Consider the following 16,644-nt stretch of genomic DNA (forward strand, 5'->3'; position numbering starts at 1 on the left):
AGCTGCAAAGTAATGCGAGGCTTTCCAGCAAAGCATGACTTTGATAGCAGCTGCGCCCCGGCTAGAATGCGCTCATGTCTATCCAACACGCCCTGCTTACCTCCCTGCTGGAACAGCCCTCAACCGGCTATGAACTGGCCAATCGCTTCGATCGCTCGATCGGCTATTTCTGGCAGGCCAGCCATCAGCAGATCTATCGTGAACTGGCGCGCATGGCCCGTAGTGGCTGGGTGCAGGTCGAGGAGCAGGACAATGGCGGCAAGCGCCGGCGCAAGGTCTACCGGGTGCTACCGGACGGACGTGAAGAGTTGATTCGCTGGGCGCGCAGCCCGGAGCTGTCACTGAACAATACCCAGGATCTGCTGGTAAAACTGCGAGCTGAAGCAGTGATAGGTCCGCTGGGGCTGGATGCCGAGCTGCAGCAACTGATCGAGCAGCATCAGGCACGACTGGAGGTTTACCGCGAAATCGAGCAGCGCGACTTTGCCGCCGCCAATCTGAGCAGGGCCCAACAACTGCAATATGCCATTTTGCGCAAGGGCATCATGACCGAGGAAAACTGGCTGGCCTGGGCGCAGCAAGTTTTGCCCCTGCTGCACCAAAACCAGCCATAGGATTACAGCGCCAGACGTTCCCGCGCGGCCTGATACTCGCGCTTGAGTCGTTCAACCAGCTGTGCCGCTGGTACCACTTCCTTCACTGCACCAACCCCTTGACCAGCACCCCAGATATCACGCCAGGCCTTGGACTTGCTGCTGCCGCCGGAACCAAAGCTCATCTTCGACGGATCAGACTCAGGCAGGCTCTCCGGATCCAGACCGCTGTTGACGATGCTCTGGCGCAGGTAGTTGCCGTGTACCCCGGTGAACAGGTTGGAGTAGACGATGTCCTCGGCGCTACTGGCAACGATCATGTCCTTGTAGGCCTGGTCGGCATGGGCTTCTTCAGTGGCAATGAAGGCCGAGCCAATGTAGGCCAGGTCGGCCCCGGCGGCCTGGGCTGCCAGCACCGCATTGCCGTTGGCAATCGAGCCGGACAGCAGCAGCGGGCCGTCGAACCACTCGCGAATTTCCTGGATCAGCGCGAACGGCGACTGGGTACCGGCATGCCCGCCAGCACCGGCGGCTACCGCAATCAGGCCATCGGCGCCTTTCTCGATGGCCTTCTTGGCGAACTTGTTGTTGATGATGTCGTGCAGCACGATGCCGCCATAGGCGTGGACCCGCTGATTCAGATCCTCACGAGCACCCAGCGAGGTGATGATGATCGGCACCTTGTACTTTTCGCACAGTGCCAGGTCGTGCTCCAGCCGGTCATTGGACTTGTGTACGATCTGGTTGACCGCAAACGGCGCGGCCGGTTTGTCCGGGTTTTGCGCATTGTATTCGTCCAGCTCGCGAGTGATGCGCTCCAGCCACTCTTCCAGCACCGGTCCGGGACGCGCATTGAGCGCCGGGAACGAGCCAACCACCCCGGCCTTGCACTGGGCAATTACCAGATCAGGGTTGGAAATGATGAACAGCGGCGAGCAGACCGCCGGCAACGACAGATTTTGCAGAATTGCGGGAAGAGCCATGAAGCCTCCGGAAACAGGTGGAAATTGATCAGGCCTGGCCAGCCAGAATCGCCTTGTAAGGCTCCATGCGCCGGGCCATTTCCGCACCCAGTGCCTGCAGTCCGCTCAGCGGCCGTACCATGACTTCGAATTCAAGAATCTTGCCCTGGTCATCGAAACGCAGCATGTCGATGCCCTTGAGCGCCTTGCCGTTGACCTCGGCACTGAACTCCAGAACTACGCTGGAGCCGCAGTCACTGACGAAGCTGCGATGATAGCGGAAATTCTCGAAAACCTGATTGACGTTTTTGAGTACCAGCTTGATGGCCGCTCGCCCTGGATAGGGGGTATGGGCTACCGGCGAGCGAAACACTATGTCATCGGCCAGCAACGGGTCCAGCTCTTCCATTGCATTACGTTCGAGAATCCGGTGCCAGGTATCAAGGGTGGCCTGGGCAGCCGGAGCAAGGGTATTGGATGACATGGGCGGCTCCTGTTGTTGGAATATTTATGCAACTGGTTGCATATCAATACCCCAAGCCACCCGATTTTGCAACGGGCACGACCAGCCACTCGTCATTACCAGCGGCTTAGCCGTGTGGTGATCCATGCACACTTATGGATGGCCACGCCGCTTCGCGACTCGCCATGACGATGCTGGAGCTAAATAATCCGCGAAAACCGCTGACTACCATCAACCTGCTGGTAGGCGTCGAACACCATGCACACCGAGCGCACCAGCAGTCGCCCGGCCGGCAATATTTCGATGTTGTCGACATCCAGCCGGATCAGGCCATCACGGTGCATTTGCTGAAGAATCGGCCAGCAATCGGCAAAATAGTTCTGAAAGTCGATGCCAAAGCGCCGCTCGATATCACCGAAACGCAATTTGAAATGACAAATAAGCTGGCCGATCACGGCCCGGCGCAACCGGTCGTCAGCATTGCAGCTTAAGCCGCGCCGGGTCGCCAGCCGGTCATGGTCGAGGCTGTCCTGATAAACCTTGATGTCGGCCGTGTTCTGGCAATACAGATCACCGATCTGACTGATGGATGAAACTCCCAGACCGATCAAATCGCAGTGGCCATGGGTGGTATAGCCCTGGAAGTTGCGCTGCAACTCACCCGACTCCTGGGCCAGGCTCAAGCTATCGTCGGGCAGGGCGAAATGGTCCATGCCGATATAACGGTAGCCGGCATCGGTCAGTTGCCGGATGCTGGTTTCCAGCATCTGTAGTTTGGCTTCCGGGCTGGGCAGATCGGCTGCGTTGATCCGCCGCTGCGGCGGAAAACGTTCGGGCAGATGAGCGTAGTTGAATACCGACAACCGATCCGGCTTGAGCGCGATGATCGCCTCTACGGTCTTGGCAAAACTCTCCGGGTTCTGCTTGGGCAGGCCGTAGATCAGATCGATGTTGATCGAGCGGTATTCCAGCGTGCGCGCCGCATCCATCACCGCCTGGGTCTGCTCAGGGCTTTGCAGCCGGTTGACCGCGCGCTGCACTTCGGGATCCAGATCCTGGACCCCGAAACTGACCCGGTTGAAGCCGATTTCACGCAACATGCCCATGGTCGACCAGTCCGCCTCACGCGGGTCGATCTCGATACTGTAGTCGCCGATATCGTCATCGTGCAGGTTGAAATGCGCCCGCAGCTTGGCCATCAGCCCACGCAGCTCCTCATGCCCGAGGAACGTGGGCGTGCCGCCGCCGAAATGCAGTTGTTCAACCTGCTGGTCCGGATCAGCATGGGCCGAGACCAGCTCGATCTCGCGGAACAGGCTCTTGAGGTAAGGCTGGGAGCGGCTGCGGTCCTTGGTAATGACCTTGTTGCAGGCGCAGTAGTAGCAGATGTTGGCACAGAACGGCACATGCACGTACAGCGACAGTGGCCGGCGTGCAAAGCGGCTACCTTCCAGCGCCTGAAGCAGATCGGCAGGCTCGACACCGTCATGAAACTGCACGGCGGTGGGATAGGAGGTATAGCGCGGCCCTGCGGTATCGTAACGGCGGATGAGTTCGGCATCCCAGCGGATGGTATTGAACATGGGAGGACGCTCCGAATGTATGACTCTGATGTCGTACAGCCTACCGCCAGCGCCTTGCCGACACCTTGACGCATATCAACGGTGCGCCATTTGCCTGTACCACCGGTCACTCACCGAGGCTTTTCAGCCCCAGCCGCCGAGCCAATTTGTGCAGGTTGCTCGGGTCCAGATCCAGCATTCGCGCCGCGGCGCTCCAGTTGCCATCGGTCACCGCCAGTGCCCGGCGAATCTGCTCGCGCTGACAACTGTCCACGCTGATACGCATGGGCTGCACACCCGTAGGTGCCGCGCCAACACTGCGTTCGTCCCTGAGCACCGGGGCGACACTGGCCGGCACATCCAATACTCCCGTATCCAGGACCAGCATGGCCTGGCGCGAGCCTTCACGCCCCAACGCCCGGATCGCCGCCCGACTGATCACGTGCTCAAGCTCACGCACATTGCCGGGCCAGTCATAGGCCAGCAGTGCCTGTTCGGCATCGCTGGCCAGACGCAGGCTGCGCACGCCCAGACGCGCCCGATTGAGTTCAAGAAAGTGCCCGGCCAGCAGCAGGATGTCATTGCCACGCTCACGCAGGGCCGGGATCGGCACCGGGTAGACCGAAAGCCGGTGGTACAGATCGGCCCTGAAGTCGCCCTTGGCCACCGAGTCGGCCAGATTACGGTTGGTGGCTGCGATGATCCGCACATCAACCCGCAACGGCTGGTCAGCGCCCAAACGCTGAATCTCGCCATTTTGCAGGGTTCTCAGCAGCTTGGCCTGGACACTCAGAGGCAACTCACCGACCTCATCGAGAAACAGGGTGCCGCCGTCAGCGGCATCGAATCGGCCACTGCGATCGTTGGCCGCCCCGGAGAATGCGCCTTTGACATGGCCGAACAGCTCGCTTTCAGCCAGCGACTCCGGCAACGCCGCACAGTTGACCTGAACCAACGGCTTATCCGCACGCGCCGAGTGGCGATGCAGCCAATGGGCAAACAGCTCCTTGCCCACCCCGGTTTCGCCACTCAACAGTACCGGCAAGTCTGAATCGGCCACCACTGCCAGCTCCTCGAGCAAGCGGGTGACCGCCGGGCTCTGACCGACAATGCCATGCTCGAAGCGACCAGGCAGCGTCTCGGGCGCAGTCACCCGGTCCAGACGCAAGGCCCGGTTTTCCTGCTCCAGGCGTGTTACCCGCAGTAGCGCCTCAACCAACGGCAACAGCTCCTGAAGACGCAACCTGGCCTGTTCGTCAAAGGTACCGGCGCGCAGTGCGTCAAAGGTCAGAGCCCCCCACAACTCACCTTCCACATACAGACTGACACCCATGCAATCGTGTACCGGCAGCGGCGCACCGGGGCTGTCGTCGAGCAAGCCGTCATAGGGATCCGGTAGCGGGCTGCCCGGCTCGAACCAGGTCGGCTCACGGCGCGACAGCAAGGCTGCCAGACGTGGGTGGCGTGCAATCTCGAAACGCCGGCCCAGCGCATCCTGCACCAACCCCACCGCCGCCAGAGGCCGCAGGCAGTCATCTTCGCGCTGTAGCAGCACCACCGCGCCACAGGCAAACGCCTCGCGCAATACGTGCACCAGGCGCTGCAAACGTACCGCAGCGGGCAGATCCGCAACCAGGTCAGGTAAAAGCAGCTTGTCGATCATGGTTCAATCTACCCTGTGACGGTCAAATAAACCCTATTTTTGATGAGTAATAATGACCATAAAAATCAAAATGCCAATAAATATCAACAACTTAAAAACTGGCACAGAGCTTGACATGGTTCAGTTAGATCCACTGAACGGAGCAAGTGCATGAACATCGACTATCTCAACAGCCCTTTGGGCGATCTGGCCCGCAGTATTCCCGGCGCCACCAAAGTGTTTCACGACTACCGCCTGGACTTCTGCTGCAATGGTCATCGGACCCTGGCCGAAGCCAGTGCCCGCAAAGGCCTGGAGCCAGATGCAGTGATCAATGAATTGCAGCGCCTGAGCGCCGGCCCCGGCGATACCCAGGACTGGAGCAGCGCCAGTGCCGCGGAACTGATTGATCACATTCTGCATCGCTATCATGCCCGGCACCGCGAACAACTGCCGGAACTGATTCGCCTGGCCCGCCGGGTCGAGCAGGTACATGGTGACCGGCCCGAGTGCCCCAACGGCCTGGCCGATCATCTGTGCGCCATGCTTCAGGAACTGGAAAGCCACATGCTGAAAGAGGAGCAGATCCTGTTCCCGTTATTGGCCCGCGGGCATGCCGCCATGGCCTCCGGCCCCATCAGCGTGATGCGCTTCGAGCATGAGCAGCATGGCGATGCGCTCGAAGGGGTTATCAACCTGACCAACGACATCACCCCGCCACCCGGTGCCTGCAACACCTGGCAGGCGCTGTACCGCGGGTTGGAAGAACTGCGCCAGGACCTGATGCAACACATTCATCTGGAAAACAACATCCTGTTCCAGGCCTGACCGGCATTACAGCACGAACATTGCCTTGGCACAGATAACCAGCAGCACGGCATGCAGCAACAGACTGACGTTCAGCCAGTGCATGCCGCGCTCGGCAATCAACTGGCGGCGGCGCAACACGATCAACGCCAGGTAATGACCGATGATCAGCAGCGCCAGCAGAATTTTAAGACTCAGCAGCGTGCCGAAGGTGGTCGCCAGTGGGTCGGCCAGCAACCGCCGATAGGGCCAGGCCAGGGCGATACCCGCGCCATACAGCAGTAAGGCCACCCAATGGATGACATGGCGCGCACGCTGGCCCAGCAACTCTGCCAGTCTGGTTCGGCTGGCTGGCTCCAGTTCACGCACAGCAGGCCAGAGAATCAGAACCTGGAAAAATAGTGCGCCAATGAAGGCGATAGCCATCAGCAAATGCAGGCTCTTGAGTAGCAGATAGGTCATTGTTCGGGTCCGTCGGCCATGGCTGGTTTCAGCTTACTAGAAGTACCTCCCAAATAAAGGCTGCTACCGAGGTACCCCCAAGGACATATTGTCGCAACCGCTCCTGTAACGGCAGCATGCGGCAACAGCAAGGAGATTTCCATGGCCCTATTCGGTCTGGGCTTTCGCCCCTTTTTTCTAGCCGGCAGCCTGTACGCCGCACTGGCGGTCCCCTTGTGGATCGCCGCCCTGTTCGGCCTGATCGACTGGCAGCCGGCCGGTGGCTGGCTGGCCTGGCACCGGCATGAAATGCCCTTCGGCTTCGCCGTGGCCATTGTGGCCGGTTTTCTGCTGACTGCCGTGCAGAACTGGACCAGCATCGCCGGTCTGGCCGGGCGTCCTTTGGCACTCCTGGCCGGGCTGTGGCTGGCTGCCCGCCTCGCCTGGCTGCTCGGCGCGCCCAACTGGCTGCTGATCCCCCTGGATCTGATCTTCCTGCCGGCAGTGGCGATCGTGCTTGGCCTGCGTCTGTGGCAAGTGCGCCAGGCACGCAATTACCCGATCGTGCTGGTGCTCGGCCTGCTGACATTGTGCAACCTGCTCAGTCTGATCGGCCTGGAACGCAACGATCACGGCCTGCAACGCCAAGGCGCGCTGGCGGCCATCTGGTTAATTGCCGCGCTGATCGGCCTGATCGGTGGCCGGGTCATCCCCTTCTTCACCAGTCGCGGGCTGGGGCTGAACGCCCAGGTCACGGCCTGGCCCTGGCTCGATCACACTCTGTTGATCGGCGGCTTGTTGCTGGCACTGTTGGTACTCAGCGGTATTGGACTGGTTGCCGCTCCCTGGCAAGCCGTACTGTTTCTGGTGTTGGCCGCAGGACACCTAATCCGCCTGCTGCGCTGGCACCACCCGGGCATCTGGCGCGTGCCGCTGCTCTGGTCCCTGCACTTGGCTTATGCCTGGCTGGTACTGGCCCTGCTGATCAGCGGCTTTTGGCATCTGGGCTGGCGTCCCGGCTTCAGCCAGGGCCTGCATCTGCTGACCATCGGGGCCATGGCCGGCATGATTCTGGCCATGATCGCCAGAGTCAGCCTCGGCCACACAGGTCGGCCGCTGCAGCCACCCCTCAGCATGGGAGTGGCCTTCGCCCTGCTCAATCTGGCGGTACCACTGCGCGTCTGGCTGGCGCCCAGTCAGCCGCTGGCCGGTTTCTGGCTGAGCAGCCTGTGCTGGACAGCAGCCTTCGCCCTGTTTCTCTGCCACTACGCGCCCATGCTCTGGGCCCCACGTGCAGATGGAAAGCCAGGCTGAACTGCAAACCAGTTACCTCTTTGGGGGCATGGCTTGATGGCCGTCAAGAATTTACTCTGAAACTCTGCCTTCGATGATGGAACGCTCATGCCACTCAGCAAACCGCACCGCCTGCAGGTCCTCCACCACCCACTGCTGGCTCATTTCAGCCCCGCAGTGCAAGACCAACTGCTGGCCGACGCTCACTACCGTGAGTATCACTCCCACGCGCAGATTTTGCGCCAGAGCGATCCTGCCGAGCGTTTCTTCATGGTGCTGGAGGGCCGCGTCAAGCTGTATCGCATATCTGCCGATGGCAAGGAAAAGGTGGTGGAAATCATCCAGCCGGGCCACACCTTCGCTGAAGCGGTGATGTTCATGCGCAAGTCGGTCTATCCGGTCTGCGCCGAAACCCTGGATGCGGTCAAACTGGTCGCCTTCTCCAACCGCCTGATGCTGCATCATTTGCAGGAAAACCCGCAGACCTGTCTGCACTTGCTTGGCCACCTGAGCATTCGTCTGCATCAACGCCTGGACGAACTGGAAAATCTGACGCTGCAAAATGCCACTCAGCGCCTGGCCCTGTACCTGGCTGGCCAGGTCAAGGACCACTCGCAGGACAGCGCCGCCATCGACCTGATGCTGCCCAAGGGCCTGATCGCCGCGCGGCTGTCAATCAAGCCGGAAACCCTGTCACGGGCCATGGCAAATCTGCGCGAACGCGGGCTTATCGAGAGCAAGGCCCGGCATATCCGGATTCCCAGCCTGTCGCGGCTGCTCAATGAATTCTCCCAGGGAGACTGCTCGAACGTTCAAGCAGACTCTGGAAAGCCTATACTTTGCAGCGACAGATCCTGACCCAGAGAACCAACCCCACCCATGTTCTGGTTTTGGCGCACACTGGCCTCCCTGTGTCTCGGCCTGGCTAGCCTGGGCGTAGTACTGCCCGGCCTGCCGACCACGCCCTTTCTTCTGGTAGCGGCCTGGGCTGGCGCTCGCGGCTGGCCAGAACTGGAAGCCCGCCTGCTCGCCCACCCGCATTACGGTCCGCTGATCCGTAACTGGCGCGAGCACCGGGCCGTTCCGCGCCGAGCCAAATGGCTGGCCAGTGCCCTGATGCTCAGCAGCGTGCTGATGATCTGGCTGCTACCAGCACCACAACTGCTCCGCTGGCTGTTGCCGGCCTTCCTGCTGTGCGTCGCGCTGTGGCTTTGGACCCGGCCGGAGCCCTCCAGCCACACTGGATAGATCGCCTGCCTCTACTACAGTTAGACCTGACGGCGTTCATATCTGACTGAGTAATGAAGGAAAGGAGAACTTCATGGCCTTGCCCACCCCTGTGCCACGGAGCCGGCAATATCAGGCTCTGGGCCTGTCCACCCTGGCCTTCACGTTGTGCTTTGCGGTCTGGACGGTGTTTTCCATCATCGGCCTGAGCATGAAAACCGAGTTCGGCCTGAGTGATACCCAGCTCGGCCTGCTAATGGCCACGCCAGTACTGACCGGTTCGATCAGTCGGCTGTTTCTGGGGATCTGGACCGACCGCTATGGCGGCCGCTGGGTATTCGGCCTGCTGATGCTGACCAGCGCCGCCTGCACCTACCTGCTGACCTATGCACAGAATTACCCCATGCTGCTGCTCGGCGCACTGGGTGTAGGCCTGGCGGGGGGCGCCTTCATTGTCGGCGTGACCTACACCGCCGCCTGGTTCGAGCCCGAGCGTCAAGGCACGGCGCTGGGCATCTTCGGCGCCGGCAATGTCGGGGCGGGGGTCACCAACTTCGCCGCCCCCTTTCTGCTGGTCGCCCTCGGCTGGCAGGGAACGGCTCAGGTCTATGCAGCTATCCTGGCCATCATGGGCGTGGTGTTTTTGCTCGCCGCCCGTGAGGACCCTCTGGCCGCCGAACGCAGACAACAAGGCGCGCCGGGAATGCTCGAGCAACTCTCGCCCCTGGCCGACCCCAGGGTCTGGCGCTTCTCGCTGTATTACTTCTTTGTGTTTGGCGCTTTCGTTGCCCTGGCCCTGTGGCTGCCGCACTATCTGATGGGCGTCTATAAGGTCGACATCAAGACCGCCGGGATCATTGCCGCGCTTTATACCGTACCTGCCTCGCTGTTTCGCATTCTCGGCGGGGTGCTGTCAGACCGCTACGGCGCCCGCAAGGTTATGTACTGGACCTTTCTGGCTTCGGTAGCCTGCACCTTTGTGCTCAGCTATCCGGCTACCGATTTCATCATTGCAGGTGTCCAGGGCGAGGTTCGCTTTCACTTTGAAATCAGCCTGTATGCCTTCACCGTGCTGATCTTCATCCTCGGATTCTTCATGTCGCTGGGCAAGGCGGCGGTGTTCAAACATATTCCGGTCTACTATCCCAAGCATGTCGGCGCGGTTGGCGGGGTGGTCGGCATGGTGGGGGGGCTGGGCGGTTTTTGCCTGCCACTGACCTTCGGCATGCTCAATGACGTCATCGGCATCTGGCAAAGCAGCTTCATGCTGCTGTTTCTGATCGTCGCTGCGGCACTGGGCTGGATGCACTACAGTATTCGCCGGGCCGAGCGGGTCGAATGGCAAACCCAGCAAGTCTCGACCGATCTGCCGGAGCTGGCCACCCCCAAGGCCTTTGTGCTGGACGACTGGCGTCCGGAAGATCCAGAGTTCTGGGACACCACCGGGCGACGCATCGCCACTCGTAACCTGTGAATCTCGATCCCCAACCTGTTGCTGGCCTTCGCGGTCTGGACCATCTGGAGCATTCTGGTAGTAAAGCTGCCAGCCCTGGGCTTCAGTTACAGCGCCAACCAGTTGTTTTGGCTGGCCGCCTTGCCGGCACTGTCCGGCGCCACCTTACGGATCTTCTACAGTTTCATGGTGCCGATCTTCGGTGGTCGGCGCTGGACGGCATTGTCCACCGCCAGCCTGCTGCTGCCCTGCCTGTGGATCGGGGTTGCTGTGCAAAATCCGGATACGCCCTACCTGATTATGCTGATCCTGGCCTTGCTGTGCGGTTTTGGTGGCGGCAATTTTGCCTCCAGCATGGCCAATATCAGCTTCTTCTACCCGCAGGCACACAAGGGCGCAGCCATGGGCATGAATGCCGGGCTCGGCAACCTCGGGGTGTCCGCCATGCAGTTGCTGGCACCGCTGGCCATTGCCAGCAGCGTCTTCGGCGGCATGGCCGGTGAGCCGCTGATCATTCAGGAGGGCAGCAACGCTGGCAATCCGGTCTGGCTGCAGAACGCCGCCTTCATCTGGGTGCCACTGATCGTAGTGGCCGCCCTGGCGGCCTGGTTCGGCATGAACGACATCGCCGACGCCAAGGCCAGCTTCAAGGATCAGGCGGTGATCTTCAAGCGTCAGCACAACTGGCTGATGTGCTGGCTGTATATGGGCATGTTCGGCAGTTTCATCGGTTTTGCCGCCGGTTTCCCGTTGCTGGCCGGCATGCAGTTCCCGGAAATGGACCCGGTCAAGTATGCCTTCCTTGGGCCTCTGGTTGGCGCTCTGGCGCGCCCGGTCGGCGGTGCCATGGCCGACAGGCTTGGTGGCGCACAAGTAACCCTCTGGGCCTTCGTGGTCATGATCGGCGGGGTCATCGGTGTGCTGAGCTTTCTGCCGAGCGACCAAGGGAGCGGTAACTTCTGGGGCTTCTTTGCCATGTTCCTGCTGCTGTTCGTCTGCTCGGGTATCGGTAACGGCTCGACCTTCCGCATGGTTCCGGTGATTTTCCATGATCTGCTACTGCGCGAGCTGGGCAACGAACGCGCCGAAGAGGCCCAGAAGGCCGCCAACCGCGAATCGGCGGCGGTCATCGGTTTCATCTCGGCGATTGCCGCCTATGGCGGTTTCTTCATCCCCAAGGCCTACGGCAGCTCCATTGAACTCACTGGCAGCGTGGCCGCGGCCTTCATCGGCTTCATCCTGTTCTACGCCAGCTGCATTGCCGTAACCTGGTGGTTCTATGCCCGGCGCGGAGCACCCGCGCCGTGCTGAGGGAGGTAAAAAATGGGTTGCTTATGCGGCCCCAAGGGAGATGATCTTTGCCGGTCAGCCACCACTGGCGTTCATGAACCGCAGAATCTGTACCTGATCCACTTCGAACTGGTGACGGGCCGGTTTGAGCTGCATGGCCCGGTCCAGGGCCTGATGAATCGGTGCGTCAGTGGTCGGGTGGCGGCGCACCAGCGCGCGCAGATCGATGGCGTTTTCATGCCCCAGGCACAGCAGCAGCCGACCTTCGGCAGTCAGCCGCACGCGGTTGCAACTGGCGCAGAAGTTGTGCGAGTGCGGCGAGATGAAACCGATACGCGAGGCCGGGTAATCCGCTACCCGCACATAACGGGCCGGGCCACCGGTGCTTTCGGTGCTATCGAGCAAACTGTAGCGTTCAGCGATCCGGGCACGGACTTCATCGCTGCTGCACAGCGACTCAGCGCGTGAACGGCCCACTTCGCCCAGCGGCATCTCCTCGATGAAACTGATATCCAGCCCGTGGTTCAGGGCGTAGTCGACCAGCGCCGGGACTTCGTCGGCATTGCGCCCTTTCATCACCACCACATTGAGCTTGATACGTTCGAAACCCGCACTGCGCGCGGCCTCAATCCCGGCCAATACCTGCGCCAGCTCGCCAGTGCGGGTGATCGCCCGGAACCGGGCGGGGTCGAGGCTATCGAGGCTGATGTTGAGGCGTTTGACACCGGCATCGGCCAACGGCCGGGCCAGCTTGACCAGTTGCGAGCCGTTGCTGGTCATAACCAGTTCACGCAAACCGGGCAGCGCGCTGATGCGCTCACACAACCCGACAATACCCTGACGCACCAGCGGTTCGCCGCCGGTCAGGCGGATTTTCTTCACCCCGCGGGCGACGAACAGCCGGGCCAGCCGTTCAATCTCCTCCAGGCTCAAGACCTGCTGGCGTGGCAGAAAGGTCATATCCTCGGCCATGCAGTAGACGCAGCGAAAGTCGCAGCGGTCGGTCACCGACAGCCGCAGATAATCGATACGTCGGCCCAGGCCGTCGATCAGCGCTGCCTCAGTCATGACGCCCTCCTATTGCACCAGTGGCGAATCAGCGGCACGCAGAACGATACCTTCGATCTCGGCCTCAGCCATCAGGGTTTCCAGATACTGCACTACCGCCTTGCGCCAGACCCGCTCACCCAGCTCCCGGGCGATGCTGTCGCGAACATGCTCATAGGGCAGTTGGCGGCCATCAATACGCTGATCGACCCTGACGATATGCAGACCGTAACGCGACTCCAGTGGCTGCGCCGACAAGCCTTCTGGCAGACGCAGCAACTGCCGCTCGAACTCGGGCACGGTCTGGCCCTGGCTGATCTGACCCAGCGCCCCGCCCTGCTCTTTGGATGGGCAATCGGAATGCCGCTTGGTCAGTTCGGCAAACCGCTCGGGCGCTTCCTGCAACTGACTGATCAACTGCAGCGCCACCTCACGCTGCTGGCTGCGCCCCACCGCATCCTCGGCCGGCACGGCCAGCAGGATATGACTGGCCGCCACCAGTGGAGCACTGCAATAGCGCGCCTGATTGGCCTGGTAGAAACGTTGCAGGCTGGCCTCATCGGCTTCCGGCACCTGCACCTCGCACTCCAGCAAGCCACGAATCAGGGCCTCTTCGGCCGTTTCACCCGCAGCGGGCCGTACTTCCACACCCAACTCGGCAGCCCGCTGGTCCAGCAACTCTCGAATCACCAGTGCCTGAGCCGCCAGATAAATCGCATCCTCACGATTCTCGGCCGGGTGATACTGCATTTCCCGGGCAATCGCCTCGGGGTCCAGCTCGATACCGTTGACCCTGACCTGCGGCCACTCGGCACGCTCACTGCTGGCAATGATCGCAGCGTTGTTCATCGCTCTACTCCTGTACGGGTCTGAAAGCGTGCAGGTAACTGCCCTGCACGCACCAGGCTCTCAACCACGTTGACGGACGATCTGATAACGGCGACCCAGATACCACACCGGGGCACTGATGATGTGCACCAGCCGGGTAAAGGGGAACAGCACGAACAGCGTCAGGCCGAGGAACACGTGCAGTTTGTAGACCAGGCTGACCGGCTCGATCGACGCAGCCGCCAGGAACGGCTGGAAGGTCACGGTGTACTGTGCCCAGTTGGCCAGCAACACCATCACCGAGCCATCCATGTGTCCGGCCGAGGCCGGAATGGTGGCCAGACCCAGCAGCAGTTGCGCCAGCAGCACCCAGAGAATCATGATGTCCGAGAAGCTCGACTGGGCACGTACCCGCGGGTTGGTCATGCGCCGGTGAATCAGCATGAGCAGACCGACCAGACACAGGATGCCGAAGAACCCGCCCGACACCATCGCCAGCAACTGCTTGTTCGAGGTGCTGATGACATGGTGATAAATCGCCTCCGGAATCAGCAGGCCAACGAAGTGCCCGGCCAGAATGAACAGGATGCCGATATGGAACAGGTTGCTGGCCAGACGCAGGCCCTTGTCATGCATAAGCTGACTGGAGTGCGCCTTCCAGGTGTATTGCGACAGATCGAAGCGCGCCCAACTGCCGATCACGAACACCGCCAGGGCAATGTAGGGATACACGCCGAACAGAAGAAAATTGAAGTTTGACATGCTTGCCTCCTAGGCCTTGCCGGCCGATACGGCGTTATCGTTGAACCCGACCCAATGCACCGGCACCGCCTGCTCTTCACGCGGTTTGCCCGGTGCCCGGCTGGTGCCGCAGGCACCCTGGCTGTCGCCATTGAGGAAGGTCACTTCCTCTTCCTGCCAGTCCCGGTCGAGTGCTTCCAGACTGTGATCGGGCTGGCCCGGTTCGATACCGGCGGTGGCCGTTTCCGGCTCACACCCGGCAATCTGCAACAGCGCCTGCAAGCAAGCGGCATAGTCCGACTCACGCTCGGCCAACCGGGCAGCCAGCAGCGCCAGCAGGTGCTGTACGTCGGCCAGACCTTCGCGGGCCTCCAGATCCTCTCGACTGGCAAGAAACTCCAGGTACAGCGGGATGTAGTCCGGCAGCTCCTTGACCCCGATGGCAAAACCGGCAGCCTCGTACTGGGCCATCAGATCGACCATCGCCTGACCGCGATCGCGCGACTCGCCATGCACATGCTCGAACAGCAACAGCGACAGGTAGCGGCCACGCTCGAACAGCTCGGTCCAGGCTTCCTGCACGTCCAGCAATGGCTGGCCAGCAACACGCTCCAGCAGCGCCTGCAGGGCCTGACGCTGGGCCGGGCTGACCTCCCGGGCAGCGGCAATCGCTTGGTTCAGCTCATCCCGGGCCGCCTGGACGGCGGCCTCGGGGTAATCGAGCAACAGGGAAATTACCTTGAGAATTCGCATGTTCAGTTCTCCCAGATCTGCACGGTCTTGAGCACGTCACGGCGGCTGGCCTTCTTGCCACCGAACATGTTGACCTCGGAACTGCCATTGCAGCCGCTGCCGAAGCTGAAGCCACAACCATTGCGCTCGGCAAAGACTTCGCTCAGCGCCTCTTCGCGGTGCGCGGTGGGGATCACGTAGCGGTCCTCGTAGTTGGCAATCGCCAGATAGCGGTACATGTCTTCGGCCAGCGCCTTGGTCAGACCCACCTCTTGCAGTGCCTTGAGGTCTTCCACCCCGTCGACCTGCTGGGCCCGCTTGTACACGCGCATGGCCAGCAGGCGCTTGAGCGCCAGCTTGACCGGCGCTTCATCACCGGCAGTCAGCAGGTTGGCCAGATAGCGCAGCGGAATGCGCAGGCTGTCGACATCCGGCAGAATGCCGTTCATCCCGACCTTGCCAGCCTCGGCTGCATTCTGGATCGGCGACAGCGGCGGCACGTACCAGACCATCGGCAGCGTGCGGTATTCCGGGTGCAGCGGCAGCGCCAGCTTCCAGTCCACCGCCAGCTTGTACACCGGCGATTGCTGAGCCGCCTCAATCACCGACATCGGCACGCCATCGGCCAGCGCCTGCTTGATCACCTTGGGATCATGCGGATCAAGGAAAATCTCCAGTTGCTTCTGGTACAGGTCCTGCTCGTTCGGGGTACTGGCCACCTCATGAATCCGGTCGGCGTCGTACAGCAGTACGCCGAGGTAGCGAATCCGGCCAACACAGGTTTCCGAGCAGACGGTCGGCATGCCCGACTCGATCCGCGGATAACAGAAAATGCACTTCTCGGATTTGCCGCTCTTCCAGTTGAAGTAGATCTTCTTGTACGGGCAGCCGCTGATGCACATGCGCCAGCCGCGGCACTTTTCCTGGTCGATCAGGACGATGCCATCCTCTTCGCGCTTATAGATCGCGCCACTCGGGCAGGCGGCCGCACAGGCCGGGTTCAGGCAGTGCTCGCACAGACGCGGCAAGTACATCATGAAGGTGTTTTCATACTCACCATAGATGTCGGCCTGGACCTGGTCGAAGTTCTTGTCCTTGCGCCGTTTGGCGAACTCGGTGCCAAGAATTTCTTCCCAGTTCGGGCCCCATTCGATCTTCTCCATGCGCTTGCCGGAAATCGCCGAACGCGGCCTGGCGGTCGGCTGGTGGGCCGACTCGGGTGCGGTGTGCAGATGCTGGTAGTCAAAATCGAACGGCTCGTAGTAGTCGTCGATGGTCGGCATGTCGGGGTTGGCGAAGATGTTCGCCAGCACCCGGAACTTGCCACCGATCTTCGGGTTGATCGAGCCGTCCTTGTTGCGTACCCAGCCACCCTTCCACTTGTCCTGGTTCTCCCACTCCTTGGGATAGCCAATGCCGGGTTTGGTCTCGACGTTGTTGAACCAGGCGTACTCCATACCTTCACGGCTGGTCCATACGTTCTTGCAGGTAATCGAGCAGGTATGGCAGCCAATGCACTTGTCCAGGTTCAGCACCATGCCCACTTGTGAACGAATCTTCATG

17 protein-coding genes are annotated in these 16,644 nt (G+C 61.2%); 7 read left to right on the forward strand and 10 right to left on the reverse strand.

What is annotated here, in order from left to right; translation table 11 throughout:
• Positions 1–74 precede the first annotated feature (74 nt).
• Entirely contained in the window at positions 75–614 is a 540-nt protein-coding gene (locus BVH74_RS16455; protein ID WP_080051152.1) for a PadR family transcriptional regulator, read from the forward strand.
• A gap of 2 nt (positions 615–616) precedes the next feature.
• On the opposite strand, the gene BVH74_RS16460 is transcribed toward BVH74_RS16455, so the two are convergent.
• The 4 genes from BVH74_RS16460 to norR form a co-directional block, all read right to left on the reverse strand.
• A complete protein-coding gene (locus BVH74_RS16460; protein WP_080051153.1) occupies positions 617–1,576 on the reverse strand; it encodes an NAD(P)H-dependent flavin oxidoreductase in 960 nt (319 codons plus the stop codon).
• 28 nt (positions 1,577–1,604) lie between these two features.
• Positions 1,605–2,039, reverse strand: coding sequence for a nuclear transport factor 2 family protein (locus BVH74_RS16465; RefSeq protein WP_080051154.1), 435 nt, complete (start codon positions 2,037–2,039; stop codon positions 1,605–1,607).
• Positions 2,040–2,218: 179 nt separating this feature from the next.
• Positions 2,219–3,601, reverse strand: a complete 1,383-nt coding sequence (gene hemN / locus BVH74_RS16470; protein ID WP_080051155.1) for an oxygen-independent coproporphyrinogen III oxidase — start codon at positions 3,599–3,601, stop codon at positions 2,219–2,221.
• A 106-nt stretch (positions 3,602–3,707) separates the two neighbouring features.
• Positions 3,708–5,243: a nitric oxide reductase transcriptional regulator NorR gene (norR, locus tag BVH74_RS16475; RefSeq protein ID WP_080051156.1), complete on the reverse strand. Its 1,536-nt coding sequence runs from the start codon at positions 5,241–5,243 to the stop codon at positions 3,708–3,710.
• Between the two features lie 150 nt (positions 5,244–5,393).
• On the opposite strand from norR, the gene ytfE reads away from it, so the two are divergent.
• Positions 5,394–6,050 (forward strand): iron-sulfur cluster repair protein YtfE, encoded by a 657-nt coding sequence (gene ytfE, locus BVH74_RS16480; RefSeq protein ID WP_080051157.1) that lies wholly within the window; start codon positions 5,394–5,396, stop codon positions 6,048–6,050.
• Positions 6,051–6,056: 6 nt separating this feature from the next.
• On the opposite strand, the gene BVH74_RS16485 is transcribed toward ytfE, so the two are convergent.
• Positions 6,057–6,491: a hypothetical protein gene (locus BVH74_RS16485; protein WP_080051158.1), complete on the reverse strand. Its 435-nt coding sequence runs from the start codon at positions 6,489–6,491 to the stop codon at positions 6,057–6,059.
• 141 nt (positions 6,492–6,632) lie between these two features.
• Between BVH74_RS16485 and BVH74_RS16490 the strand changes: the two genes are divergently transcribed.
• From BVH74_RS16490 to BVH74_RS18995, 5 genes are all read left to right on the forward strand, one after another.
• The gene (locus BVH74_RS16490; RefSeq protein WP_080051159.1) at positions 6,633–7,784 is read left to right on the forward strand and encodes an NnrS family protein; all 1,152 of its coding nucleotides are present in this window, start codon (positions 6,633–6,635) and stop codon (positions 7,782–7,784) included.
• An 87-nt stretch (positions 7,785–7,871) separates the two neighbouring features.
• Positions 7,872–8,621, forward strand: a complete 750-nt coding sequence (locus BVH74_RS16495; protein WP_080051160.1) for a Crp/Fnr family transcriptional regulator — start codon at positions 7,872–7,874, stop codon at positions 8,619–8,621.
• Positions 8,622–8,642: 21 nt separating this feature from the next.
• Positions 8,643–9,011: a YbaN family protein gene (locus BVH74_RS16500; RefSeq protein ID WP_080051161.1), complete on the forward strand. Its 369-nt coding sequence runs from the start codon at positions 8,643–8,645 to the stop codon at positions 9,009–9,011.
• 73 nt (positions 9,012–9,084) lie between these two features.
• The gene (locus tag BVH74_RS18990) at positions 9,085–10,464 is read left to right on the forward strand and encodes an MFS transporter (RefSeq protein WP_080051162.1); all 1,380 of its coding nucleotides are present in this window, start codon (positions 9,085–9,087) and stop codon (positions 10,462–10,464) included.
• Positions 10,465–10,470: 6 nt separating this feature from the next.
• The gene (locus BVH74_RS18995) at positions 10,471–11,754 is read left to right on the forward strand and encodes a NarK family nitrate/nitrite MFS transporter (RefSeq protein WP_308417524.1); all 1,284 of its coding nucleotides are present in this window, start codon (positions 10,471–10,473) and stop codon (positions 11,752–11,754) included.
• Between the two features lie 54 nt (positions 11,755–11,808).
• Here BVH74_RS18995 and moaA read toward each other — a convergent pair whose 3' ends face one another.
• The 5 genes from moaA to narH are packed head-to-tail and all read right to left on the reverse strand — an operon-like array spanning position 11,809 to position 16,643.
• The gene (gene moaA / locus BVH74_RS16515) at positions 11,809–12,801 is read right to left on the reverse strand and encodes a GTP 3',8-cyclase MoaA (protein WP_080051164.1); all 993 of its coding nucleotides are present in this window, start codon (positions 12,799–12,801) and stop codon (positions 11,809–11,811) included.
• 9 nt (positions 12,802–12,810) lie between these two features.
• Complete coding sequence (locus BVH74_RS16520) at positions 12,811–13,629, reverse strand: peptidylprolyl isomerase (protein ID WP_080051165.1); 819 nt, start codon at positions 13,627–13,629, stop codon at positions 12,811–12,813.
• Between the two features lie 60 nt (positions 13,630–13,689).
• Positions 13,690–14,370 carry a respiratory nitrate reductase subunit gamma gene (gene narI / locus BVH74_RS16525; RefSeq protein ID WP_080051166.1) on the reverse strand — a complete coding sequence of 227 codons (681 nt, stop codon included), beginning with the start codon at positions 14,368–14,370 and terminating at the stop codon, positions 13,690–13,692.
• A 9-nt stretch (positions 14,371–14,379) separates the two neighbouring features.
• Complete coding sequence (gene narJ / locus BVH74_RS16530; protein WP_080051167.1) at positions 14,380–15,102, reverse strand: nitrate reductase molybdenum cofactor assembly chaperone; 723 nt, start codon at positions 15,100–15,102, stop codon at positions 14,380–14,382.
• Positions 15,103–15,104: 2 nt separating this feature from the next.
• A complete protein-coding gene (gene narH, locus BVH74_RS16535; protein ID WP_080051168.1) occupies positions 15,105–16,643 on the reverse strand; it encodes a nitrate reductase subunit beta in 1,539 nt (512 codons plus the stop codon).
• Position 16,644 lies beyond the last annotated feature (1 nt).

This window comes from Halopseudomonas phragmitis (assembly GCF_002056295.1).
Classification (GTDB): Bacteria; Pseudomonadota; Gammaproteobacteria; order Pseudomonadales; family Pseudomonadaceae; genus Halopseudomonas; species Halopseudomonas phragmitis.